Below are 22,831 nucleotides of genomic sequence, written 5' to 3'. Positions count from 1 at the left end.
CGAGGACGCCGCCCGCGATCCGTCAGCGACCGGCGAGCGCGGTCTCGATGACCTGCTCGAGCTCACGGAGGCGAGGCAGCGCACGGTTCGTGAGCAGTTCCTCACGCTTCGCCGACGAGATCGAAAGGCTATCCTTCCACAGCGAACGACCGGCCATCGCGCCGCCGGCACCGTTCTCGACCGCGGTGCGGACCTGGCCGACGAAGGTCTCGTGGTCGACGCCGGCGGAGAGCACGGCCCACGGCACACCGGCGGCGGCCTCGGTCACGGCTGCGGCGGCCTCGGCGGAGCCCGGGTACTGGAGCTTCAGGACCTTGGAACCGGCGGCGACGGAGATCTCCGCGGCGCCGCGCACGAGCTCGGGGAAGATCTCGGCGTAGGCCTCGTCGCTCTCGCCGTCGAGCTGGTAGACGAGGATCTCGACGATGAGCAACACGCCCTCGGCGGTGCACTCCTCCACGAGGCGGGCGATCTCGTCGATGACGACCTGCTCGGCCTCCCGCTGGTCGGAGCGCAGGTAGAAGAGCATCTTGGCGGCGTCGCCACCGAGTTCGCGGACCCGACGGGCGTCCATGCCGGGGACGTACTTCGTCCGGCGCAGACCGTTCTCGGTGTCGAAGCCCGAGGAGTCCATGCCGACGACGAGACCGGTCGTGCGGGAGAGGGTGCGCTCGTCGACGACGAGCGGGAGGGCGACCTCCGGGTCGAGGAGTATGGCGGGTGCGTGGTTGCCGAGGAACCGGACGAGGTCGCTCTTGGCCTCGGCGAGTTCGTCACGGCTGATGCCGGCCGCGCCGTTCGGGGCGTCGGTCATGACGGCCTTCATGCCGTTGCGCTGGTCGCCGGCGACGATGAGCATGCCGCCGCCCGGGGTGCTGATCGTGGCCATGGCGCGGCGTTCGAGCGTCGTCAGCTCGTTGGTCCTGGTGGCTACTGCGTTCATGAGGTGCTCCTTGTGCTTCGGATGGGGTCTGATCCCGGCAGCGGTCGCGCCGGGGCGGATCGGTCTGGGTCGTCGGGTGGTCGGTCGGTCAGGGATGTGATCGGGAGGTGGCTGGTTCGAGGAGGGCCCCGGCGAAGACGGCTGCGCCGTATGCCGTGTCCTGGGACCGGTGCGACACCTGCACGCCGGGCAGGACGGCCGCTCGGGCGCGTTGCACGGACCGCATGCTGGCCCAGCCGCCGGTGAGCAGCGCCGAGGTGGCCGGGGCGACCTCGCGGTCCATCGCCGCGATGAGCACGGCGAGTTCGTCGTTGCCGTGCCGGAGCACCGCTTCGAAGATCTCGGCCGGTCCCGCGCCGTCGGCACGGACCGTGAGCTTGAGGACGCCGTCGTCGTTCCGGGCGCCCGCGACCGAGATGTCGCCGTCACCGAGCAGCCCGCCCGCCGGGAGCGCCATGACCTCGTCGTCCAGGCGGTCGCGCCCTGCGCGGTCGGTCACCCCGACGAGCTGGAGGGTGCGACGCATGAGCAGGCCGGTCTTGACCCCGGCGACGAGCACCCAGGTGCCCGGCACGACGTGACGGACGCAGTTGATGAACACCTCGGCGAGCCGCTCCCGGGCGGCGAACGGGAGTGGTTCGTCGAGGCGTCGCAGCAGGACCTCGGCTGTGCCCATCGACACGTGGTGCCGCTCGGCGGGGAACGAGCCGGTGGAGACGGCCGACACGAGGTGGTCGTGGCCGGCGACGGTCAGGGCCGCACCGGAGAAGACCGCCGGCACCCACGGACTGCTCGCGGCGCCGAGCGGGGCACCGGCGTCGGTGAACGGTGGGAGGAACGACGCGTCGACGCCGAGGTGGTCGAGCAGCTCGGGCCACGGCTCACCCGTGTCCTGGTCGAGCAGGCCGGTGCGCGACGAGAGCGAGTACTCGGCTGCCTCCTCGCCGCCGAGGGCCGAGACGAGGTACTCCGGCAGGTTGAGCCAGCGCGTTCCGGCGAGGTCGAGTCCGGCGTCACGAAGGTGGAGGAGCTTGATGACCGAGACCTGCACGCCGAGCGGCAGGCCGGTCCGACCGGCGAACTGCTCGGCGATCTCGGCCGGGAGGGCTGCGAGCTGTTCGGCACCGCGCGGATCGAACCAGGCGATGGCGGGCGCGACGGGCCGACCGACGGCGTCGAGGACGATCCCGGACTCCCCCATGCCGGAGACGGCGAGGGCCCGGACCCGCGCGGCCGGCCCGAACCGGTCGACGAGTTCCGCGCCGACGTGGTCGAGGAGCTCCCGGACGGTGGCGATGAGGGACGCCGCCTCCATCACGGTCGTGCCGCCTGGACCGGCGAGCCACGGGGTGGGCAGCTGGTGGATGAGGACCTCGGCGCCGTCGGCGTCGGTCACGAGGATCTTGACGCCGGTGCTGCCGAGGTCGAGGCCGGCGACGAGTCGATCCGAGGCCACGGAGGTGACGGCGGTCGAGTCGAGGTTCGCAGCAGGGTGCACGGCGGTGTCCGTTCAGGTTCCGACGTCCGTGTCGGCTTCCGACGATGACTCCATGTCATCGATGTCATGGCGAGCATACCTCGTTCATGTCATCGATGACATACCCCAGCGTGAATTCTTCGGAAACCGGGTATCTGATGGTGGCGGAGGCCGGTGGGCTCAGTCGCCGAAGTCGTCCGCCGCCGGCTCGAACACGATCTCGAGATCGACCTCGAACGACTCCCCGGGCTCCACGATCCGGCCGGCCTTCCCGCGATCCGGACCGGCGGCGTGACTCGGCCAACAGGTTCCGGGTTCGATGCCGAGGGCGTACGACCCCGCGGCCGTGCTCCGCCAGACCGTGAGGAAGGGCAGCTGCTCCGGCCGGAACCGGACGGTGACCGTGCCTGCCTCGCCCGACAGGGTCGCGATGGACCAGCCGTCGGGCCCGGCGACCGCGTCGAGGGCGTCGACCTGCTCGTCGGCGGCCGGTTCGGGCTCGCCGATCACCCGCCGCCAGGCAACATCGTCCGGGCGTTCGGACCCCGCCCCGCCGGGGACATCGGCCTCGGCGGCCACGACGGCACCGCCGTGCAGCACCGGCCAGCCGAGGTTCACGTGGTAGAGCAGGCGCACCGGCTCGGCGATGAACCCCTCGTTCCGGACGACGTCGTGCAGACGGATCCGTGCGACGCCGACCTCGGCTCGGATGCTGCGGGTCACCGTGAGGTTCTGCTGGAAGACGGCGCCCTCGCGGAGCAGACCGTCGACGAGGAGCTCGTACCGGCCCGCCGCGGTCCATCGCCCCTCGCGGCGGGTGAGGGTCGCCGGGATGCGATGCGCCCGACCGTGCATCCCACCGTCCGCCTCCGCGGCCACACCGACCGCGGTGAGCCCGCAGGTCGTCAGCAGACCGCCCTGCCAGCGACGGGCCCAGCTCTCGGCCTGCGGAGCGGTCGTCGGCGCGACGAAGGACACGACCTCGCCGTTCCAGGAGGCCTCGCCGAGGTCGAGGAACTGGTCGACCTCGACCGCGACCTCGAGTCCGCCGAGGTGGCGCAGTTCGATCTGGCGCCGGCCCGTCGACGGCCCGTCGTCGACGCGGACCGCACGCGGAGCCCACGCACGCTCGACGGCACCGGATCGGGCTTCGACGAAGCGTCGACGCCGGGCGCCCCACACGGCGTCGCGGTCGGCCTGGTCGTCAGGCGTCTGTTCGGGCGGCGTCGTCGTCATGGCGGGTCCTCGGGTCGGTGCGGTCGGTGCGGTCGGGTCGAATGGTTCGGCGGGTGGGGCCGGCTCAGAGGGCGGTGTAGCCGCCGTCGATGACGAGGCTCTGGCCCGTGAGGTACGAGGAGGCGTCGGAAGCGAGCAGCAGGACGAGCCCGTGGAGGTCCTCCGGCTGCCCCATCCGGCCCGCCGGGATGTCCGCGGTCCACTCGGCGGCGAGGTCGGGGTTCGCCTCGGTGAACTCGCGGGTCATGTCCGAGAGGAAGTACCCGGGGGCGATCGCGTTGACGCGGATACCGGAGGATGCCCACTCGACGGCTAGCGACGACGCGAGGTGGCTGACCGCCGCCTTCGAGGCATTGTAGGAGGCCTGGAACTGCGGCTGGTTCACGATGAACGCCGACATCGACGAGATGAAGACCGCCGAGGCGGGCCGGCCCGCCGCGATGGCACGACGGGCGAAAGACTGCGCGGCGAAGAAGGTGCCGTCGAGGTTCACGGCGAGCACCTTCCGCCAGGTGTCCGCCGGCACGTCGACGCTGTCGCCCCAGATGGTGATGCCCGCCGCGGTCACGAGCAGCGACGGCGCGCCGAGCGCGGCCTCGGCAGCGGCGAAGGCGGCCTCGACGGCGGTGGCGTCGGTGACGTCGACCGGGTGCGCCGAGGTGCGGACGCCGTACTCGGAAGCCAGCCGCTCGGCCGACTCGTGGACGGTCGGCAGCAGGTCGAGCAGCGCCACCTGGACGCCCTGCGCGGCGAGCGCCGTGGCGATCGAGTAGCCGAGCCCGCGGGCCCCGCCGGTGATGACGGCCGTGCGGCCGTGGAGGTCAGAGAACATGTGCGGTCCTTCGATCGGGGCGGGCTGGTGGAGGTGTCGTCGAGCGACGCGAGTCGCTCAGATCTCCTGGTCGGTGGGCAGGATGACGAGGTCGCGGATGGTGACGTGCCGGGGTCTCGTGAGCATGAAGAGCACGGCGTCGGCGACGTCCTCGGAACGGATGCCGGTGCGTGCGGCGATCTGGTCCTCCACCCCGGAAGCCCCCTCGGCGATCCCCCACAGCTCGTTGAGCACGACGCCGGGGGCGACCGCGCCCATCCGCACCCCGGATCCGACGAGGTTCCGCCGGGTGGTGTGGACGAACGACTGCATGGCGTGCTTCGTCGCGGAGTAGACGGGCTCCCAGTGGATGTCCTGGTGACCGGACACCGAGCTCGTCACCAGGACGTCGCCCGCGCCCTGCTCGACGAGGTGCGGCAGCGCTGCGCGAACCGTCGCCATCGCTCCGAGGACGTTGACGCCGACGAGCTCCTCGATCGCGGTCATCGGGGTGTCGACGACGTCACCGCCGACGTAGAGGCCCGCGTTGGCGAGGACGATGTCGAGGCGTCCGAAGGCGGCGAGCGCCAGGGCGACGGCCTGCTCGGACACGGCGGGGTCGGCGAGGTCACCCGCCAGGAAGACGCTCGGTGTCGGCAGGGCGTCGGCGACGCCCGAGAGTCGCTCGGTGGAGCGTCCGACGAGCACCGTGCGCACCCCGGCAGCGGCGAGCGTCTGGGTGTAGGACCGGCCGATGCCCGAGGAGGCTCCGGTGATGATCGCGACCTGCTCGGTGAGGTCGATGGCGCTGGTCGACAGGCTCATGTCGTGGTCCTTCCGTGCGCCGTCCCGGCGCGGTCGGTGGTTGATTCCTGCGCGGCGAGCGCGGCTCGACGCAGCAGTTCGTCGGGTCTCGTGTCGATGCGGGCGACGGCCTCGTCGCTCAGGTACACCGGCCCGCCGGCGGCGAGTGCTCCGAGGAGCACCTGGGCGACCTTCACGGCCATCTCGGTGATCCGGAGCACCTCGGCCGCACTCGATCCGAGGGCGAACATCCCGTGGTTCTGCAGGTACACGACCTTCGGTACCCGACCGGTCGTGGCGAGCTGCTCGCGCAGCATGCGGCGGACCGTGCGGGCGAGCTCGAGCCCGGGGTCGACGTAGGGCACGAGCAGCGGATCGGTGCCGAGGACCACGATCTGGTCGGGGAAGAGCGAACCGCGGGTCAGGGCGTCGGCCGACGGTGAGCAGAGCAGCGCGTTGACCGGCACGGGATGGGTGTGGCCGACCGCGATGACGCCGGGCAGGTCGAGGCAGACGGCGTGGAGGATCGCCTCCACCGAGGGGCGTCGACCGTTGCCGGCGAGTGCCGCGGCATCGAACAGCGCGGCCACCTCCGCGTCCCCGCCCGTGTGCGAGTCGACGAGGTCGAGCACCGGTCCGAGCGCGAGACGGACCGCGTCGTCGGCGGTCGCCACGGCCATGGACGCGCCGCTCGCCTTCACGAGCATCGCCGGATCACCGTCGTCGGTCAGGAGCAGGGAGGTGTTGCCCTCTGCCAGCAGGGCCCACGCCCGATCGGGGCGGCCGAGATCGCGCGAGAAGGCGACGAAGCGGTCGAGCAGGTCCGTCTCGGTCTCCGGCTGGTCGGTGCGGTCGGTCATGTCGGTGTCCGCTCATGGTCGTGGTCGTCGTGATCGTCGTGGTCGTCCTGGCCGTGCCGGTAGACCGCGTCGAGCGACGGCGCGTGACCGGCCGCGACGAGCTGCACGGCCAGATTGCCGAGCGCCGAAGCCTCCGCCGGACCGGCGGTGACCGGAAGACCGGTCCGTGCCGCCGTGCGGGCGCACAGGAGCCGGTTGCGCGATCCGCCGCCGACGATGCGGACCGAACGGATCGTCACCCCGGTGATCGCCTCGCAGGCCCGGACCGTCTCGGCGTACGCCACCGCGAGGCTCTCGACCACGGTACGCACGGTGTCGCTCCGTCCGCTCGGTGGACGCTGTCCAGTCTCCCGGCAGAGCGTCGCGATGCGTTCCGGCATGTCATCCGGGACGAGCAGCCGTGGGTCGGCGACGTCGAACACGGCGGGCGTGACGTCCGTGGTCGCGTCTCGTTCCGTCTCCGCCACGGCCGACACGAGATCGACGAGGTCGACCGCGCTCCCGTCCTCGGCGGACCAGGCGCGGGCGCACTCGGTGAGCAGCCACATCCCCGCCAGGTTGCGGAGGAGCAGGGAGGATCCGGAGACACCGGCCTCGTTCGTGAAGCCGGCGGTCCGCGCGTGCTCGGTGAGCACCGGCGCCGGCAGACATACCCCCACGAGGGACCAGCTGCCACTCGAGACGAGGAGCTCCGCACCGTCCGGGCAGGCGAAGGCGAGCGCGGACGCAGTGTCGTGCTCCGCGACGCGGTGGACGGGGATCGGCACGCTCGACCCGAGACGCGCCGTGACCGCCGGCGTCGTCGGGCCGGCGACCGTCCCCGGTGCGACCACCGGCGGGAAGTCGAATCCGTCGAGACCCCAGCGACGGATGAGCTCCGCCGCCCAGTCACCGGTCCCCTGATCGAGCAGCTGCGTCGTCGAGGCGATCGTGCGCTCCGCTCCGACAACGCCGGTGAGCAGCCACACCCAGAGGTCCGGGACGAGCAACACGGTCGGGCGATCGCCGTCGGCTCGGCGCGCGTCGAGCTCCTCGGCGCGGGACCGCAGCTGGTACGAGGTGTTGATGGTCTGCTCCAGCACGCCGGTCACCGCGTAGGCCGTCGCGGCGTCGACGAGCACGGCGGCACGGGCCGGTCCATCGGCGTCGGCGCCGCGGTGATGCAGCACGGTCGGGAACGCCGTACCGGTGCCGACCCCCACGAGTGCGATGTCGACGCCCCAGCTGTCGACCCCGATCCCGTCGAGCACGCCGCCGGCGGCCGCTGCGATCCGGACGGCCTCCGCGAGCCCGACGATGGTCTCCTCGAACAGGCGCTCCGCATCCCACCGGAGTCGACCGTCCTGCGTGATCGGGCCGTTCGGGAACCGGTGTACCTCGGTGAGTTCCAAGCGGCCGTCGGCCCAGCGCCCGAGCATGACGCGACCGCTCGACGCGCCGAGGTCCACGGCGGCGTGGAAGCGTGGAACGGCCTGATCGATCATGGCGTCGTCGCTTCGTCGCGTGGCGGCGTGGCCGGTTCGCTCAGCGGCGTCGTCGGGTCGGGGTTCTGGACGGCGACCGGTGTGGTGAGCGCCTCGAGGGAGGTGAGGATGGTCGTCGCGCTCGACACGGCGAGTGCACCCCACGCGGCGGCCGATGCGACCGCCGCCGCCGGATCGTCCCGTCCGTCCTCGCCGTGGAGTCCGACGAGGAATCCGGCCAACGAGGCGTCGCCGGCACCGGCCGTGTTCACGACCGTGGCTGCGACGTGCGCGTGCCACAAGCCCGCCGCCGTGCGGAGGAGCGCTCCGTCGGCCCCCATGCTCACGTAGACGAGGTCGCAGCCGGCACGGTGCAGTTCGTCGGCGGCGGAGGCGACATCACCGATCGCCAGCAGCTCACGGCCGGTGAGCTCGGCGAGCTCGTGCGCGTTCGGCTTGAGCAGGTGGACGAGGTCGAGGTTCGCGACGGCGGTCTCGAGCGCCGCACCGGCGGTGTCGACGGCCACGCGCGCTCCCCGGTCACCCGCCTGCCGGAGCAACTGGAGGATGTCGACGAGGCCGGTACCGCCCTGGACCGTCGGGATCGTGCCGGAGAGGACGAGCCAGTCCGCGCCGATCCGGTCGATCTCGGCCCCGGCGGTCGCGACGACGGCGGCCCAGTCCTCGGCGCGCAGCGGGATCGCCGGTTCGTTGATCTTGGTCGTGCCGGTCGCGGCGTCCAGGATGGTCGTGTTCACGCGCGTCCGACCGTCGGTCGGGACCACGGCGAGCAACGTCCGGAGTGCCGGGTCGTCGGCGAGGATCCGTCCGTCCGCACCCATCGGCACCACCGCACGGACCGGGAGCCGAGAGAGGGTGACCGCCCGCGCGACATTGACGCCCTTGCCGCTCAGCTCGGTGGACACGCCCACCGCCCGGTTGACGTCGCCGAGTCGCAGCCCGTCGACGCGGTAGGTCTGGTCGATCGCGGCCGCCGGCGTGACCGTGACGATGCCGCTCATGCGTCCGCCCCGACCGTCTCGACGCGGACGCCGGTCGCGAGGAGGGCGTCGAGGGTCGGTTCGTCGACGCCCTGATGCACCACCGCCACGTCGAGACGAGCGGCCGGGACGGAGGCCGCGAGGCCGTCTGCGCCGAACGTCGCCGGGTCGCCCAGGAGGATCGTCGTGGAGGCCAGCTCGACCGCCGAAGCGACGACCGCGGCCTCCTCCGGCGAGGCATGGAGCAGTCGGCCGTCCGCGGAGACACCGAGCGGCTCGACGACCGCGACGTCGAGGCGGAGGCCGGCGAGCTGCTCGCGCGCCCAGGCGCCGGTGAGGACGCCGCGCCCGTCCGCCGTCCCGCCGACGAGGTGGACGACGGCCGATTCCTCGGCAGCGGCCGCGGCCAACGCCACCGGCACCGAAGCGGTCACGATGACGGTCCCGGCGGTCGTGGCGAGACCCGCGGCGAGCGCCTCGCAGGCCGAGCCCGCGCCGAGGAAGACCGCTGAACCCGGGTCGACCACGGTCAGCGCTTGCGCCGCGAGCGCACCGGACACCCCGGAGTCCTGGCCCGGGTCGAGGTCGACCCGCACCGCCCCGCCGTGCGCGCGTCGGAGGCGTCCGTCGAGTTCGAGGACGCGGAGGTCGCGCCGGATCGTCTCCTCGGTCACGCCGAGGTCCACTGCGAGCACGCCGACCTCGACCCGCCCGTCCTGGTCGAGTCGGGTGAGGATCTGCCGACGCCGGTCGTCCACAGGGCTGGACGTGGCCGTCCCGCGGCCTCCGATGGACGCGCTCATCGTTCAACCCCGGCGCGGTCGTCGCGTTCGGACGCCGAAGCGTCCGGGCTCGACTCCTCGGCCCGCCGTCGCCACCAGGGGCCGATGGCCTCGACGAGCTCGTCGAACGCGGTTCCGACCCCGGCCCAGTACGCGGCCGAGGCGTCCGTCGGCAGGACGGCGGGTGCGTGTCGGACGACGTCGCGCTGGGCTTGTTCCACCGACGGCAGCAGTCCGGTGGCGACCCCGGCGACGATCGCTGCGCCGAGAGCTCCGGCCTCCTCGGAGTCGACGACCGTCACGGGTGCTCGTAGCGCGTTGGCCACGAGTTGTACGTACAGCGGTGACCGCGCGAGGCCGCCGCCGAGGACGATCGGCTCGTCCCACCGGAACCGTTCGCCGAGCGCACGGGTGTGCCAGCGGTGCATGAGCACGATGCCCTCGAGGGCTCCGCGCAGGACGTGTGCCCGGGTGTGCCAGTCGCGGACGCCGGCGAGGGTGGCCGACGCTTCGGCACCGAGCGGGGAGTCCGATTGGAAGGGCAGGACGAGCGGCACCTGCTCCTCCGGAGGGAGTGCTGCGGCCTCGGCGATCAGCGCGTCGCGGCCGGTGGCGTCGGTCACGCCCAGGAGCCGGAGCGTCCAGTCGAAGGAGGGCGATGCCGTCGCCGAGGTCGACATCGCGATCCGCAGGTCCGGGGTGATCGAGAGGCGGGACTGCCACCGCGGGTCCACGTCGGGCTGGGTCGTCGTCACGCCGTTGGTGCTGAACGAGCCGGCCACGAGGGCGAGCCGCCCGGGGACGAGCGCTCCCATGCCGATCGACGAGGCCTGCACGTCGTGGAGTCCCGACACGACCGGTGTCCCGGCGACGAGGCCCGTGACCGCGGCGGCCGCCGGCAGCACCGACCCGACGATCGTGCCGCTCGGGTTGATCGGCGGCAGCAGACGGAGCAGTTCGGCGGGCAGGCCGTAAGCGTCGAGGACCTCGGCGCTCCAGGTGGCGGTCCCGACGTCCAGGAAGGAGGCGCAGGCGTCGGAGTAGTCGGTGGAGATCTCGCCGGTGAGCCGCAGGCGGACCACGTCCTTGCAGAAGAGCATCGCGTCTGCCTGCTCGACACGCTCCGGGTCGTGGCGGAGCAACCAGCGGAGGAGGTTGCCGGCGGCGCCCGGCGTCGGCAGCTGTCCGGAGCGTTCGAGCACCACGCGCAGCCGGTCCGGGTCAGCCGCGAGTTCGGCGGCCTCGACGTGCGCCCGGGAGTCCATCGCCGTGATGGCCGGGCCGACCGGCGCTCCCTCGGCGGTCACGAGGTGCAGGCCGTCGCCGTGGCCGGTGATCCCGACGGCGGCGACCAGGGTCGGGTCGACACCCGAGGTCGCCATCACCTCCGACACCGCATCGGCGACCGCGGCCCACAGGGCGTCCTGCGACCGCTCGGCGTGCCGGGCGACCGGGCGGTCGACGGGGCTCGCGCGCCGAGCGACCGCGACCGGCAGCAACCGCTCGTCGTGCAGGACGGCCTTGACGGCGGTCTGCCCGACGTCGATCCCGAGCAGGAACCGCGACCCCGACTCGTGGGGTGCGCTGTGCGGCCCGTGCTCAGCCATCGGCGGCCTTCCGTTCGTCGTCATCGTCGTCGTCGGGTGCGCCCGATCATGTTGATCTTCGCACCGATCCCACCGAATCGGAAGGGATATCGGACAGATTCGGATACGCTGGCCGGACCGGACGGAGCAGTCATGTACCCAGCAGAGCGTCACGCCGCGATCCTCGCGGGTGCCCGCGACGGCGACGGCGCCCTGTCGGTCGCCGAGCTGAGCAGCCGACTCGGCGTCACACCGGAGACCATCCGTCGCGACCTCGCCGTCCTCGAGCGACAGGGGCTCATCCGCCGCCACCACGGTGGCGCGGTCCTCGCCCGGCGACCCGCGTTCGAGCCCAGCCTCCAACGACGCCGCGAGGGCGAGCGCATCGAGCGCGCCGCCGTCGCCCGGCTCGTCGTCGAGCAGCTCCCCGAGGAAGGGGTCGTCCTCCTCGACTCCGGTGCGATGACCCTCGAGGTCGCCGCGCTCCTCCCCCACACCAGCCGACTCCTCGTGGTGACGAACAGCCTGCCGATCGTCGCCCTGCTCGGTGGCCGGCCGCGACTCACCGTGCTCGCCCTGCCCGGGCGGGTCCGCGCCGTCACCCAGGCGACCGTCGGTGCGTGGACCGTCGAACGGCTGTCGGGGCTCCACGCAGACGTCGCCGTCCTCGGCGCCAACGGGGTGGGGCTCACCTCGGGCGCCACGACGACCCTGCCCGAGGAGGCCGAGGTGAAGCGGGCGATGCTCGGCATCGCCCGACGACGCATCCTCGCCGTCACCGCCGCGAAGTTCGGCACCACCTCGTTCCACCGAGCCGCGGGACTCGACGAGTTCGACCAGATCGTGACCGACGACGGGCTCGACCCGGACACCGTCGACGCGCTCGCCGACAGCGGTCCCGAACTGCTGCTGGCCACCACCTGACCAACCCCACCGGCACCGGGCCGATCGTCCCACGTGCACCCCGAGAGGAACAACCATGACGCTCGTCTCCACCGCCGCGCTCCTCGACGCACAGCGCGCCGTGCTCGCCTTCAACGTCGTCCAACTCGAACACGGCGAGGCCATCCTCCGCGGCGCGGAGCTCGCGGGCCGCGGCGTCATCCTGCAGGTCTCCGAGAACGCGGCGAAGTACCACGGCGGCCTCGCGCCGATCGGGCTCGCGAGCCTGGAGCTCGCACGCGAGACCGGCACCGCGACCGCCGTACACCTCGACCACGCCGAGGACGAGGCGCTCGTCGAGGAGGCGGTACGGCTCGGATTCACCTCGGTCATGTTCGATGCGGCGACCCTCCCCGACGAGGAGAACCGCGAGCGCACCGCAGCGGTCGCCCGCGCGGCTCAGGCGCAGGGCGTGTGGGTCGAGGCGGAACTCGGGGCGATCGGCGGCAAGGGTGGCGCACACACGCCCGGCGTCCGGACCGACCCCGGTGAGGCCGTGGCGTTCGTCGCGGGCACCGGCGTCGACGGCCTGGCGGTCGCGGTCGGCAGCTCGCACGCGATGACGTCGCGGAGCGCGACCCTCGACTTCGGCCTCATCCGCGAACTCGCGGCAGCCGTCCCCGTCCCGCTCGTCCTGCACGGTTCGAGCGGCGTGAGCGACGAGGACCTCGTGCGGGCGGTGGACGCGGGCATGCGCAAGATCAACATCTCGACCCACATCAACGGCGTCTTCACCCGAGCCGTCCGTGAGCGCCTCGACGCGGACCCGTCACTCGTCGACCCGCGGAAGTACCTCGGCCCGGCGCGCGACGCCGTCGCCGCCGAGGTCGCGCGGCTCCTCACCCTCGTCGCATAGGACTCGTCGCCGACCCGACCGTCAGTCGATCGAGTCGTTCACAACCAGTGGACGATGTCCGGGTCCAGACAGACCCCGCCGAGGCCCTCGGCGGTGGTGACGCCGTCCGCGAACCGGATCACCACGGCCCGTCCCTCCATACGCACGTACTCGGCCCGGAGCCCGAGTCGGAACGGAACGTCGGTCGACGCGGTGACCGCACGGCTCGCGCGTTCGGGGACCGTGATGACCAGGCGGTGGGCTCGCCCCGCTGCATCGACGACCTCGGCCTCGATCCGTCCCGGAGCATCGTCGGACAGCCGGCGCACCGCGGTCGCCGCGACGATCACCTGGGTCATGTCGCGATTCTCGCACCCCGTGGAGGGTGGCGTCGAGGCGGAGCGGACCGGCTTGCCGTCGAGCCTGTCGCCCTTCGACAAGCTCAGGGACCGGGTCGGGGCTCGCGCTCCAGGACCGGGTCGGGCTCGGAGGACTGCCGCCGGTCGCGCAGGCAACGGCAACGCCCGGGCGGACATCCTGCCGGACGCAGCGCGACGGCGCCGGAGCTCGATGCTCCGACGCCGTCGCGGTCTGGTGGTGCGGGGTGGCCAGCAGGCCTAGCCGCACTTGGACTGGTAGACGGCATCCTTCGCGTCGCCGTCGACGTTGTCCTTCGTGATGATGGTGAAGCCGGTCTCGATCTTGGCCTCGACCTTGTCACCGTTCAGTGCTGCGATCGCCTGGGCGACGCCGTCCTTGCCGATGGTGGCCGGCTCCTGAGCGACGAGCGCCTGGACGGTGCCCTCCTTCAGCTGCTTGACCTGGGCGGGACCCGCGTCGAACCCGACGATGGTGACCGAGTCCTCCTTGCCGGCCTGCTTGACACCGGTCGCGGAACCTTCGGCCGCGAACAGGTTCGCTGCGAAGATGCCCACGATGTCGGGGTCCTTCTGGAGCGCCGCGGTCACGATCTCGGCAGCCGTGGACGGCTCGTTGTGGCTGTACTGCACGCCGAGGTCGGTGAACTTGTCATCGCCCTTCACCGCTTCCTGGAAGCCCTCGGCACGGGCGTCCGTGGTCGAGATGCCGGGGTCGACCGAGACCACGAGGACCTTGCCGCCCTCGGGGTGCGCTTCCTTGATCGCGTCGAACGCCGCAGCGCCGCCGCCCTTGTTGTCGCTCGAGATCTGCGAGACCGCGAACGACGGGTCGTCGACGGTGGTGTCGACGAGGACGACCTTGATGCCCGCGTCGGCCGCAGCCTTCAGCGGGGCCTCCATGGCCTTCACGTCGGTCGGAGCGACGAGGATCGCGTCCGGCTTCGAGGCGACGACCGAGTCGACGAGCGGCTTCTGCAGCGTCGGGTCGAACTTCTCCGGACCCTGGGTCGTGACCGTCGCGCCGGCGTCCTTCGCCGCCGATTCGATACCGCACTGCATCGAGATGTAGAACTCGTCGCCTGCGACGCCCTGGATGAACGCGATCTTGTAGCCGTCGGAACCTGCGCCTGCGCTGCTGCCGCCCGAGCTCGCGCCACCGGAACAACCGGTGAGCATGAGGCCTGCCGACGCGCCGAGCGCGAGGACTCCGAGAACTGACTTCTTCCACTTCATTGTGATTACCCGTTTCTCTTGAACTGCTGGACTACTGGGATGGTGCGGGGGGGGTGTTGATCTGTGTAGGGGTTATTTCTTCTTCCTGCTGACGAGGGCTTCGCCTGGTGGACGCCGCCTGGTTGATCAGCAGCTCTATTTCTTCTTCCTGCTGACGAGGGCTCGCCAGAAGCTCGTGGATCCACCGCGGGCTGCGGAGGAACGGCGGACCTGGTCGACGTAGACGGCCAGGATGAGGACGGCGCCGACCGCGACCTGCTGCCAGAAGGGCTGCACGCCGGTGATGACGAATCCGTTCTGGAGGACGGCGGGGATGAACAGACCGACGACGGTGCCGAAGATCGTCCCGTAGCCACCGAAGAGCGAGGTGCCACCGATGACGACCGCGGCGATGACGTTCAGGTTCGTCTGCGACTGACCGGCGATCGCGGTGGTGCCGAACTGCGACAGCGACAGGATGCCGGCGAGACCCGCGAGGCCTCCGGAGATCGCGTAGATGCGGATGAGGTGACGGTCGACCTTCACGCCGACGCGTCGTGCCGCCTCCTCGCTCGAGCCGACCGCGTAGGTGTACAGGCCGAACTTCGTCTTGTGGAGGACGAGCGCACCGATGATGACGACGACGAGGGCGATGACCGAGATGATCGGAACCGCGCCGAAGATGTTGCCGTACCCGATCGAGTCGGTGAGGACCGACGGCACCTCGCGGATGTCGACACCGCCGGTGAGGATCTGGGCGAGGCCGAGCGCCATGCCGAGGCTACCGAGGGTGACGATCAGCGGCGGCACCTTCGCCTTGGAGATGAGGATGCCGTTGAACGTGCCCCAGAGGATGCCGACGCCGATCGAGACGATGATGCCGACGATCGCGGTCCCCCAGTCGTCGCCGCCCATGGCCCGCATCGTCGTCGCAGACACGACGCCCGAGAAGACGAGGACGGATCCGATCGAGAGGTCGATGCCGGAGGTGATGATGACGTAGGTCATGCCGACGCCGAGCACCGCGAGGATCGAGGCGTTCTGCACGACGAGCCGCAGGTTGGACAGCTGCGCGAAGGTGTCGGGCGCGATCGCGGAGAAGATCGCGATGACGACGAGGAGGACGATGAAGATCTGGAAGGCCTGGGCCTTGAAGAGCTTCCTGATCGGGGTCTCCCGATCCTTGGCCGTCTCGATGGCGGTCGTCTCCGGCCCCATCTCGGCCTGCTTCACCGCGCTCATGCGACGTTCCTCGTGCTGGCACCGGTCATGAGACCGACGAGTTCTTCCATGTTCGTGTCCTTCGTGTCGACCGTCGCCGCGCGGTGGCCGAGCCGCAGCACCTGCACGCGGTCGGACACCTCCATGACGTGCGGCATCGAGTGGCTGATGAAGACGACCGCGATGCCCTTGTCGCGCACCCGGCGGATCGTCTCGAGCACGTTCTTCGTCTGGCGGACGCCGAGGGCGGCCGTCGGTTCGTCGAGGAAGACGACCTTGTTGGCCCAGTGCACCGCGCGGGCGATGGCGATCGCCTGGCGCTGCCCACCGGACATCGCGCCCACCGGGTCGGTGAGTGAGCGGACGGTCGCGCCGAGTTCGTCGAAGGCGTGCCGCGACTGCTTGCTCATCTCCTTGACGTTCATGAGGCCGAGCAGCCCGCCGAGGCCGGGCCGCATGATCTCGCGGCCGAGGTAGACGTTCTGGACGGGGTCGAGGTGGGGCGCGAGGGCGAGGTCCTGGTAGACCGTCTCGATACCGAGCGCGCTCGACTGCATGGGCGAGGTGAGGGTGATCGGTTCGCCTTCGAACTTGATCACGCCGCTGTCGACCGCGAGGTTGCCGGAGAGGGCTTTGACCAAGGTGGACTTGCCCGCTCCGTTGTCGCCGATGAGGGCGGTGACCTCGCCGGGGTAGACCTCGAAGTCCGCTTCGTCGAGGGCGCGGACGTGCCCGAACTGCCGGGTGAGGCCTCTGGCCTCCAAGACGGGAGTCGTCATGTCGTTCTCGTTCCTTTCCAGCCGGCCCCGGTGGACGGGTCCGGCGTGTGGTGGCTGTCGTACCGCCGTTCGGGGCGGTGGTGTGTGGTGAGCTGCTGCGTGATCGTGGGTCCTGCGTCGAGGGGTGGCGTCATCGGATGCCTCCCGATGCGAGGGTCGCCGGCCAGCCCACACCGGGGCCGGCGGCGAGCACGGTGCCGGAACCACTGACGGTCCAGGGCCCGAACCCGGCCGGGACGGCGAAGACCTCTCCGGCGGAGAACTCGACGGCCTCGGCGCCGGTCTCAGAGACCAGTGCGCCAGCGCCGGTGAGTGCGAGGGCGACCGAGAAGCCGGCGTCCACGGGTGCGCTGCCGTCGGTGCCGGGCGCCACAGCGAAGAGCTGGAAGTAGGGGTCGGCGGCCGCGGGCAACAGCGACACCGGCGCGTCCGTCCGGGCATCGAGGTCGTGCAGCACGACGAGGTGTTCGATCTCGGACTGCGGGAGTGCCGTCGTCGACACCGCGCCCATCACGGTCTCGAATCCGAGGCCGAGGTGGGACTCGTCGCGGGTCGAGGTCGTGACGGACCACTCGAGGAGGATGGAGAGGTCGGTCGGTTCCTGCACCTCCGCGAGGAAGATGCCGCCGTCGATCGCGTGGGCCGTGCCGGCCGGGACGAGGATGCCCATGCCGCGCTCGACGACGATCCGGTTCATGTGCGACAGCATCCACTCGCTGTCCTGGGCGTCGCGACGGCGGTCGAGTTCGTCGGGGTCCACGTCCTCGCTCCATCCGAGATGGACGGCCGAACCGGGCTCGGCGTCGAGGATGAACCAGGCCTCCGTCTTGCCGTAGGCGCAGTCGAGGTGGGAGGCGGCGAACGCCCGGTCCGGGTGCACGTGGACGGGGAGCCGCTGACGCGCGTCGAGCAGCTTGACGAGGATGCCGGTGTCGGCGGCGTCGGTGCCGTGGTCCTGTCCCGCGCCGGTCCACTGCTCCGGGTCAGCCGCGACGAGGTCACGGAGGAGGACGCCGTCGACGGTGCGGGCGAGGCCGATGGCGCCGCCGGGTTCCTGGTCGGCGCGGCTCACGGTCGCTCCGAGCCACTCCTCCGGCTGGAACTCGCTCTGCTGCTCGATGCCGCGCAGGCCGGCGATGCGGTCGCCGCCGCGGTAGAAGTGCTCGATGAGGTTCGGCGCGAGTCGCGTCGGCTGGGCGAGCGTCGTGGGCTGGGTCGTGCTCATGCTGCTGGTCCTCCGACCATGCTCGTGGTGGACGCGGTGCGCGCGTCCACGATGTGACGCTGTGCCGGGCCGGGGATCTCTCCGGAACCACGCGACACCAGGGAGGTCGGGACGACCCACTCGCGCGGTTCGTCGGCCGGCGATTCGCGCAGTTCGAGGAGTCGCTCGATGGCGGCGGTACCGATGACGAACGGGTCCTGGTTGATGCAGCTGACGGCCGGTCGCAGGACGTCGGCGAGGGTGAAGTCGCCGAACGCGATGTGCGCCGTCCCCTCCCGCCCGATGCGGTGCAGGGAGGTCGTCAGACCGATCGCCGCCTTCGCGTTCGACGCGAAGAAGGCGGTGGGCGGGTCCTCGAGTCCGAGCAGGCGCTCCGTCTCGGCGGCGTAATCGAGCGAGCCGTCGATGGTCCAGGAGACGAGCGACGGGTCGAGGTCGATGCCGGCCTCGGCGAGGACGTCGGTGTAGCCCTGGTAGCGCCGACGGATGGTGAGGAAGCGTTCGTCCCGGTCGTAGAAGGCGATGCGGGTGTGGCCGAGCTCGACGAACTGGCGGATCGCGAGCTGGGTGGCGGCGTAGTCGTCGACCACGACGCTGTCGAAGGCGGCGAGCGGACGGTCGACGGCCACGACTGGCGTCACGTTCCGGAACGCCTCGAGGTAGGGCAGCTCCGCGGCGACCGGGGCGATGATGACGCCGGCGACCTGGTGGCCGGCGATGAACCCGGTCAGCTGGTCGCGCTCGCGCCCCTCGTCGAGCCCGGTGCTCGCCACGAGGACGCTGAGGCCCTCCTTGAGCGCACGGGCCTCGATGGCGCTCACGAGCGAGGCGAAGAACGGGTCGGCGAGCGAATCGATGAGGACGCCGATCGCGCCACCGGTGCCGGACTTCAGAGAACGGGCGGCCGTGTTGGGCACGTACCCGAGGCGATCGATCGCCTCGAGCACGCGGCTTCGGGTCTCGGGGTGCACGGACGGTTCGCCGTTCACCACCCGCGAGACGGTCTTGATGCTGACGCCGGACTGCGCAGCCACATCCTTGATCCCGGGCGGCCGCATCAGCGGGTCCCCCTGACGGGAAGCGGAACGGGTCGGACGTCGCAGCCGGTCCGGAGCGACGGGACGTGCGCATGTGTCCGGGTCGGACTGGTCGCGGTGATCGCGGGGTTGCAGGTGCCCATGGGCTCCACCTCCTGACAGCGTTGTCATCGGTCGGGGTGGTGCAGCTGCAGAACCCCGTCGTTCCTTCGTGCGCCTATACTGACCGCAGACCGACAACGTTGTCAAGCAACGTTGTCTGAAAGAGATCAAATTCATTTGGAACTCGCATCGAAGAGGCGTTCAGACCCCTCGGATGCGGGTCGCCACCCCGGAATCATCGAGGAGTCAGCGTGATCGTCGTCGTCGCAGGAGCAGCCGGAAGCGGCAAGACCACCCTCGGACGTGAGCTCGCCAGGGCCCTCCGACTCCCGCTCCTCGACCTCGACACCATCACCAATCCGTTGCTCGACGGTCTCGGTGCGGTGACCGATCCCGACGGCGCCGAACCGCTCCACTGGAACGACGCGAAGCTGCGCCCGACCATGCGCCCGGCACGGTACGCGGCCCTGCGAGCGGTCCTCGCCGACCAACGCGACAGCGGTGTCGGCGCGGTGCTCGTCGCACCCTTCACCGCAGAGCTCCGCGGCGGCGCCGAATGGGACGCGCTCGTCGAGGCCGCCGGGCTCGTCCCGAAGGTCGTCTGGCTGCACGCCGATGCCGCCACGCTCGCAGCCCGCCGGGCCGAACGCGGTGCCGAGCGGGACACGCACATCGTGGACCCGTCCACCGACACCCCACCCGCCATCGAGCACCTGTCGATCGAAGCGGCGTTGTCCACCTCGCAGCAGCTCGCCGCCGTCCAACGCGCGCTCGGGCTCGGACGGACCATCGAGGCCTCCGCGCCGATCTTCGACCAGGTCTTCGCCGCCGGGCTCTTCGACCTCGACGGGACCCTCATCGACTCGACGCCGGCGGTGAACCGGTCGTGGGCGCAGCTCGCCCGCGAGTACGGCCTCGAGGGCGACCTGCTCGCCGCGGGACACGGCCAGCCCGCCGCCCAGGTGCTCGCCGCGATCTTCCCGCCCGAGCAGGTCGCCGGAGCGCTCGCACGGATCATCGAGATCGAGGCCGACGAGGTCGCCGACGTCATCGCGCTCCCGGGGGCGGCGGAGGCTCTGGCAGCGCTCGGCGACGACGCGAAGGCGATCGTCACGAGTGGCACGAGGCTCATCGCCGGCAACCGGATCGCGGCCGCCGGCCTCGTGCGGCCGGAGGTCGTCGTGACCTTCGACGACGTCACGAAGGGCAAGCCGGACCCCGAACCATTCCTGCTCGGACGCACCCGGCTGGGCATGGAGTCGCAGCCGTGCGTCGTGTTCGAGGACGCACCGGCCGGGCTCGCCGCAGCGCGTGCCGCCGGCTGCTGGACAGTCGGCATCGCGGGGACGCACGAGGCGCACGAACTCGATGCGGACCTCGTGATCGACGGTCTCTTCCAACTGCGGCTCGAGCCGGTCGCCGAGGGTGGGTTCCGGCTCGTCCCGGCGTCGCTCGGCTGAGCAGCGCCCCGCTCCCCGAGCCTGTCGACGGGCCTCCGAACACATCCTCGATCGCGACGACTCCCCCGCCACGACGGTTCGTTCTCCACCGCTGCCTCGGGCAGTTGCGACCGCCATTCTTGTCTTGCATCTGAAATAACACTGCTAACATATCGACTGCTATGTCGATCGTTACAGACGCTCCCTCCCGCCGACCCCTCCGCCCGTTCTCCGCACTGGCCCTCGCCGCGGCGTGGTTCACCCTGTGGTGCCTGACCCCGGGTATCACCGACCGAGGCCCTGTGCGCCTCGTGGTGCAGGAGGAGACCCTCGTGGTGTTCCTCGAGTCCCTGATCGCCGGCCTCCTGGTGATCGCCATCGCCATCCTGCAGCGCACCCACACCCGTGAACTCTTCGCACCGTCTCGGCGGCGGTTCCTGTACGTCATCCCGGTCGCGCTCGCGCTCGCGTTGCCGTTGCACTACGAGCTCGAGTTCCCCGTACTGCTCTACATCTTCTGGATGACCGTCTCGGTGTTCTGGCAGGACTACCTGACCTTCGGACTCCTGCAACGCCATCTCGCCGCGCGCTTGCCGTCGCGCGCGGTCATCCCCGCCGTCGCCGTCCTGTTCGCCCTCGGACACGTCATCCTGCTCCCCGACAAGTTCGGGCTCGTGCCGAACCCGCTCCCGGCACTGAGCATGCTCGCGCTCGGACTCCTGCTCGCGTGGCTCCGTCGCCGGTTCACGACGATGCACCTCATCCTGACGCTGCACCTGTCGTTCTACTTCGTCTTCGCGTGAGGTCAGGCCGCACGTCCGAACGCGACCATCGGCGAGCACCTCGACCGGCTTGACGACCGCGTCATCGCCGGTCCCTGAGCCTGTCGAAGGGCACCCCGAGGAAACATCAACTGTTGGATAAATACCCAGATCAGGGACCGATTCAGTGCGCGCTCGAATGTCAGTGGTCCGTGTTTGGATGGATCCATGACCAGCACCGCACCGAACCCGCTCGCCGCCGCCGCGGCCGGGTTCGATGCGGTCTGGCAGGGCGCGCTCGACGCGATCCGTCCCGGTGCAGGTGTCGCGGAGCAGCTCGAGAACATGAACGACGAGGCGGTCCTCCGGGTCCTGGACGAGCTCGGTGCCGTGCAGCACGCGGTCGAGGTCCTCGCCGCCCGCGTCGTCGGCGCGATCGCGTTGCGCCCGTCGCCTTCCCGCCGCGACGGCACGCTCGTGCGCGCCGCTGGTTACGCGAACCCGGGCGTCATGGTGTCCGAGCGGTGGCGGGTGGCACGCGCCCGCGGCGCAGCGATCGCGGAGGTCGGTGCCGCCATCACGCAGCCGCGCGGGCTGCTCGGCGAGTTGGAGGAATGCCCGTTCCCCACGGTCGCTGCCGCCCTCGAACCGGCACCCGGTTCCGACGCCACGACCGCCCAGGCCGACGGGCCCAGCGGGTCATCCTCGTCGGCCACCACGGATGGTGACGCGTCCACTGCCCTCGGCAGCCCACGCTCACCCCTCAGCGTGGATGGTGCTGCGGTCATCGTCCGGGAGCTCCGCAACGCCGGCCGCATCTGCAGCAGAGGCGAACTGCAAGCGGCGTCGGTGATCGCGGTCGAGCACGCCACCCACGCGCCACTGCAGGACGTCACCCGCATCGCCAAACTCGTCCGCACCCGCCTCGACCAAGACGGCCGCGAACCCCGCGACGAACTCCTCCGCCGAGCAGAACGCTGCACCATCCACGAACTCCCCACCGGCATGACCCTCCTCCGCGCCGAACTCGCCCCCGAAAGCGCCGCCTTCATCCGCGCCGGCCTCGACGCCCTCATCGGCGCCACCCACCGCAAACCCCACTTCATCAACCCCGACACGGCCGACCCCGCCGACCAACCCGACGGATCCGGGAAACCCATGCCCGACGGGCCGTCACTCATCCCCATCGACCGACGGCGCGCCATCGCCCTCACCGAGACCTTCCGCCACCTGGCCGGCTGCAACGCCGCCGCCACCGAACTCGCCCCCGTCACCGTCATCATCCGCACCGACCACAACACCCTCGAAACCGGTCTCGGCACCGCCACCATCGACGGCATCGACGAACCCATCGGAGCTGGCGCCCTCCGCCGCCTCGCCGCCGACGCCAACCTCATCCCCATGATCCTCAGCGGCCCATCCCTGGTCCTCGACCTCGGCACCAGCACCCGCCTCTTCACCCGCGGACAAAAACTCGCCCTCGCCGAACGCGACGGCGGCTGCGCCTGGACCGGCTGCACCCACCCACCATCCTTCACCGAAGCCCACCACATCACCTGGTGGTCCCAAGGCGGCCCCACCAACCTCGACAACGGCATCCTCCTCTGCCCCTTCCACCACCACCGCATCCACGACGACCACTGGACCATCACCATCCAAAACGGCATCCCCTGGTTCATCCCACCCAGCCACATCGACCGACACCAAACCCCCATCCGAGGCGGACGAATCCACCTCGCCGCCTGAACGCATGGCACCCGTCTGCCCGCAACCCCTGCCCTTCGACAAGCTCAGGGACCGAAACGGGAACCACCCTGCCCGGCAAGCCCGGCAGTCGGGTACCCGGTCCCTGAGCCTGTCGAAGGGCCCACGACGAACCGTCATACCTGCCCTTCGACAAGCTCAGGGACCGAGACGGGACACCATGACGTCTCG

At 71.1% G+C, this 22,831-nt stretch carries 21 protein-coding genes; 5 read left to right on the top strand and 16 right to left on the bottom strand.

Annotation, left to right across the window (positions count from 1 at the left end):
* Positions 1-22: 22 nt before the first annotated feature.
* The 10 genes from ACZZZB_RS16365 to ACZZZB_RS16320 form a co-directional block, all read right to left on the bottom strand.
* Positions 23-943 (bottom strand): hypothetical protein, encoded by a 921-nt coding sequence (locus ACZZZB_RS16365; RefSeq protein WP_197479028.1) that lies wholly within the window; start codon positions 941-943, stop codon positions 23-25.
* Between the two features lie 88 nt (positions 944-1,031).
* Positions 1,032-2,441: an FGGY-family carbohydrate kinase gene (locus ACZZZB_RS16360; RefSeq protein WP_463530261.1), complete on the bottom strand. Its 1,410-nt coding sequence runs from the start codon at positions 2,439-2,441 to the stop codon at positions 1,032-1,034.
* A gap of 159 nt (positions 2,442-2,600) precedes the next feature.
* Positions 2,601-3,656: a DUF4432 family protein gene (locus ACZZZB_RS16355; protein WP_463530260.1), complete on the bottom strand. Its 1,056-nt coding sequence runs from the start codon at positions 3,654-3,656 to the stop codon at positions 2,601-2,603.
* A 64-nt stretch (positions 3,657-3,720) separates the two neighbouring features.
* Complete coding sequence (locus ACZZZB_RS16350) at positions 3,721-4,488, bottom strand: SDR family oxidoreductase (protein ID WP_463530259.1); 768 nt, start codon at positions 4,486-4,488, stop codon at positions 3,721-3,723.
* A gap of 57 nt (positions 4,489-4,545) precedes the next feature.
* Entirely contained in the window at positions 4,546-5,292 is a 747-nt protein-coding gene (locus tag ACZZZB_RS16345) for an SDR family oxidoreductase (RefSeq protein WP_463530258.1), read from the bottom strand.
* Entirely contained in the window at positions 5,289-6,131 is an 843-nt protein-coding gene (locus tag ACZZZB_RS16340) for a class II aldolase/adducin family protein (protein WP_137243454.1), read from the bottom strand. Before ACZZZB_RS16340 ends, ACZZZB_RS16345 begins: the two co-directional genes overlap by 4 nt.
* A complete protein-coding gene (locus tag ACZZZB_RS16335; protein WP_229938952.1) occupies positions 6,128-7,615 on the bottom strand; it encodes a rhamnulokinase in 1,488 nt (495 codons plus the stop codon). The genes ACZZZB_RS16340 and ACZZZB_RS16335 overlap by 4 nt, the downstream gene beginning before the upstream one ends.
* Positions 7,612-8,616 carry a 1-phosphofructokinase family hexose kinase gene (locus tag ACZZZB_RS16330; RefSeq protein ID WP_463530257.1) on the bottom strand — a complete coding sequence of 335 codons (1,005 nt, stop codon included), beginning with the start codon at positions 8,614-8,616 and terminating at the stop codon, positions 7,612-7,614. The genes ACZZZB_RS16335 and ACZZZB_RS16330 overlap by 4 nt, the downstream gene beginning before the upstream one ends.
* Positions 8,613-9,398 carry a DeoR/GlpR family DNA-binding transcription regulator gene (locus ACZZZB_RS16325; protein ID WP_229938950.1) on the bottom strand — a complete coding sequence of 262 codons (786 nt, stop codon included), beginning with the start codon at positions 9,396-9,398 and terminating at the stop codon, positions 8,613-8,615. Before ACZZZB_RS16325 ends, ACZZZB_RS16330 begins: the two co-directional genes overlap by 4 nt.
* Positions 9,395-10,984, bottom strand: a complete 1,590-nt coding sequence (locus ACZZZB_RS16320; RefSeq protein WP_229938949.1) for an FGGY-family carbohydrate kinase — start codon at positions 10,982-10,984, stop codon at positions 9,395-9,397. The genes ACZZZB_RS16325 and ACZZZB_RS16320 overlap by 4 nt, the downstream gene beginning before the upstream one ends.
* 132 nt (positions 10,985-11,116) lie before the next feature.
* Here ACZZZB_RS16320 and ACZZZB_RS16315 point away from each other — a divergent pair, with 132 nt between their 5' ends.
* A complete protein-coding gene (locus ACZZZB_RS16315; protein WP_463530256.1) occupies positions 11,117-11,887 on the top strand; it encodes a DeoR/GlpR family DNA-binding transcription regulator in 771 nt (256 codons plus the stop codon).
* A gap of 55 nt (positions 11,888-11,942) precedes the next feature.
* Positions 11,943-12,761 (top strand): class II fructose-bisphosphate aldolase, encoded by an 819-nt coding sequence (locus ACZZZB_RS16310; protein ID WP_463530255.1) that lies wholly within the window; start codon positions 11,943-11,945, stop codon positions 12,759-12,761.
* Between the two features lie 38 nt (positions 12,762-12,799).
* On the opposite strand, the gene ACZZZB_RS16305 is transcribed toward ACZZZB_RS16310, so the two are convergent.
* The 6 genes from ACZZZB_RS16305 to ACZZZB_RS16280 all read right to left on the bottom strand — a co-directional run bounded on the left by ACZZZB_RS16305 (position 12,800) and on the right by ACZZZB_RS16280 (position 18,591).
* A complete protein-coding gene (locus ACZZZB_RS16305) occupies positions 12,800-13,099 on the bottom strand; it encodes a hypothetical protein (protein WP_463530254.1) in 300 nt (99 codons plus the stop codon).
* 258 nt (positions 13,100-13,357) lie between these two features.
* Positions 13,358-14,353, bottom strand: coding sequence for an ABC transporter substrate-binding protein (locus tag ACZZZB_RS16300; RefSeq protein WP_056013014.1), 996 nt, complete (start codon positions 14,351-14,353; stop codon positions 13,358-13,360).
* Positions 14,354-14,488: 135 nt separating this feature from the next.
* Positions 14,489-15,574 carry an ABC transporter permease gene (locus ACZZZB_RS16295; protein WP_079707371.1) on the bottom strand — a complete coding sequence of 362 codons (1,086 nt, stop codon included), beginning with the start codon at positions 15,572-15,574 and terminating at the stop codon, positions 14,489-14,491.
* Complete coding sequence (locus ACZZZB_RS16290; RefSeq protein WP_079707372.1) at positions 15,571-16,332, bottom strand: ATP-binding cassette domain-containing protein; 762 nt, start codon at positions 16,330-16,332, stop codon at positions 15,571-15,573. The genes ACZZZB_RS16295 and ACZZZB_RS16290 overlap by 4 nt, the downstream gene beginning before the upstream one ends.
* Before the next feature lie 130 nt (positions 16,333-16,462).
* Positions 16,463-17,557, bottom strand: a complete 1,095-nt coding sequence (locus ACZZZB_RS16285) for a class I mannose-6-phosphate isomerase (RefSeq protein ID WP_274500627.1) — start codon at positions 17,555-17,557, stop codon at positions 16,463-16,465.
* Positions 17,554-18,591, bottom strand: coding sequence for a LacI family DNA-binding transcriptional regulator (locus ACZZZB_RS16280; RefSeq protein ID WP_274500626.1), 1,038 nt, complete (start codon positions 18,589-18,591; stop codon positions 17,554-17,556). The genes ACZZZB_RS16285 and ACZZZB_RS16280 overlap by 4 nt, the downstream gene beginning before the upstream one ends.
* Before the next feature lie 356 nt (positions 18,592-18,947).
* On the opposite strand from ACZZZB_RS16280, the gene ACZZZB_RS16275 reads away from it, so the two are divergent.
* The 3 genes from ACZZZB_RS16275 (at position 18,948) to ACZZZB_RS16265 (ending at position 22,642) form a co-directional block, all read left to right on the top strand.
* Positions 18,948-20,156, top strand: a complete 1,209-nt coding sequence (locus ACZZZB_RS16275; protein ID WP_463530253.1) for an HAD-IA family hydrolase — start codon at positions 18,948-18,950, stop codon at positions 20,154-20,156.
* Positions 20,157-20,317: 161 nt separating this feature from the next.
* The gene (locus ACZZZB_RS16270; RefSeq protein ID WP_463530252.1) at positions 20,318-20,938 is read left to right on the top strand and encodes a CPBP family glutamic-type intramembrane protease; all 621 of its coding nucleotides are present in this window, start codon (positions 20,318-20,320) and stop codon (positions 20,936-20,938) included.
* A 186-nt stretch (positions 20,939-21,124) separates the two neighbouring features.
* Positions 21,125-22,642: an HNH endonuclease signature motif containing protein gene (locus ACZZZB_RS16265; RefSeq protein ID WP_463530251.1), complete on the top strand. Its 1,518-nt coding sequence runs from the start codon at positions 21,125-21,127 to the stop codon at positions 22,640-22,642.
* The last annotated feature ends 189 nt before the right edge of the window (positions 22,643-22,831 follow it).

It is taken from the genome of Plantibacter sp. AC185, assembly GCF_979258065.1.
The sequence above is the reverse complement of the archived record's forward strand: the minus strand, read 5'-3'. Positions and strand labels throughout refer to the sequence as shown.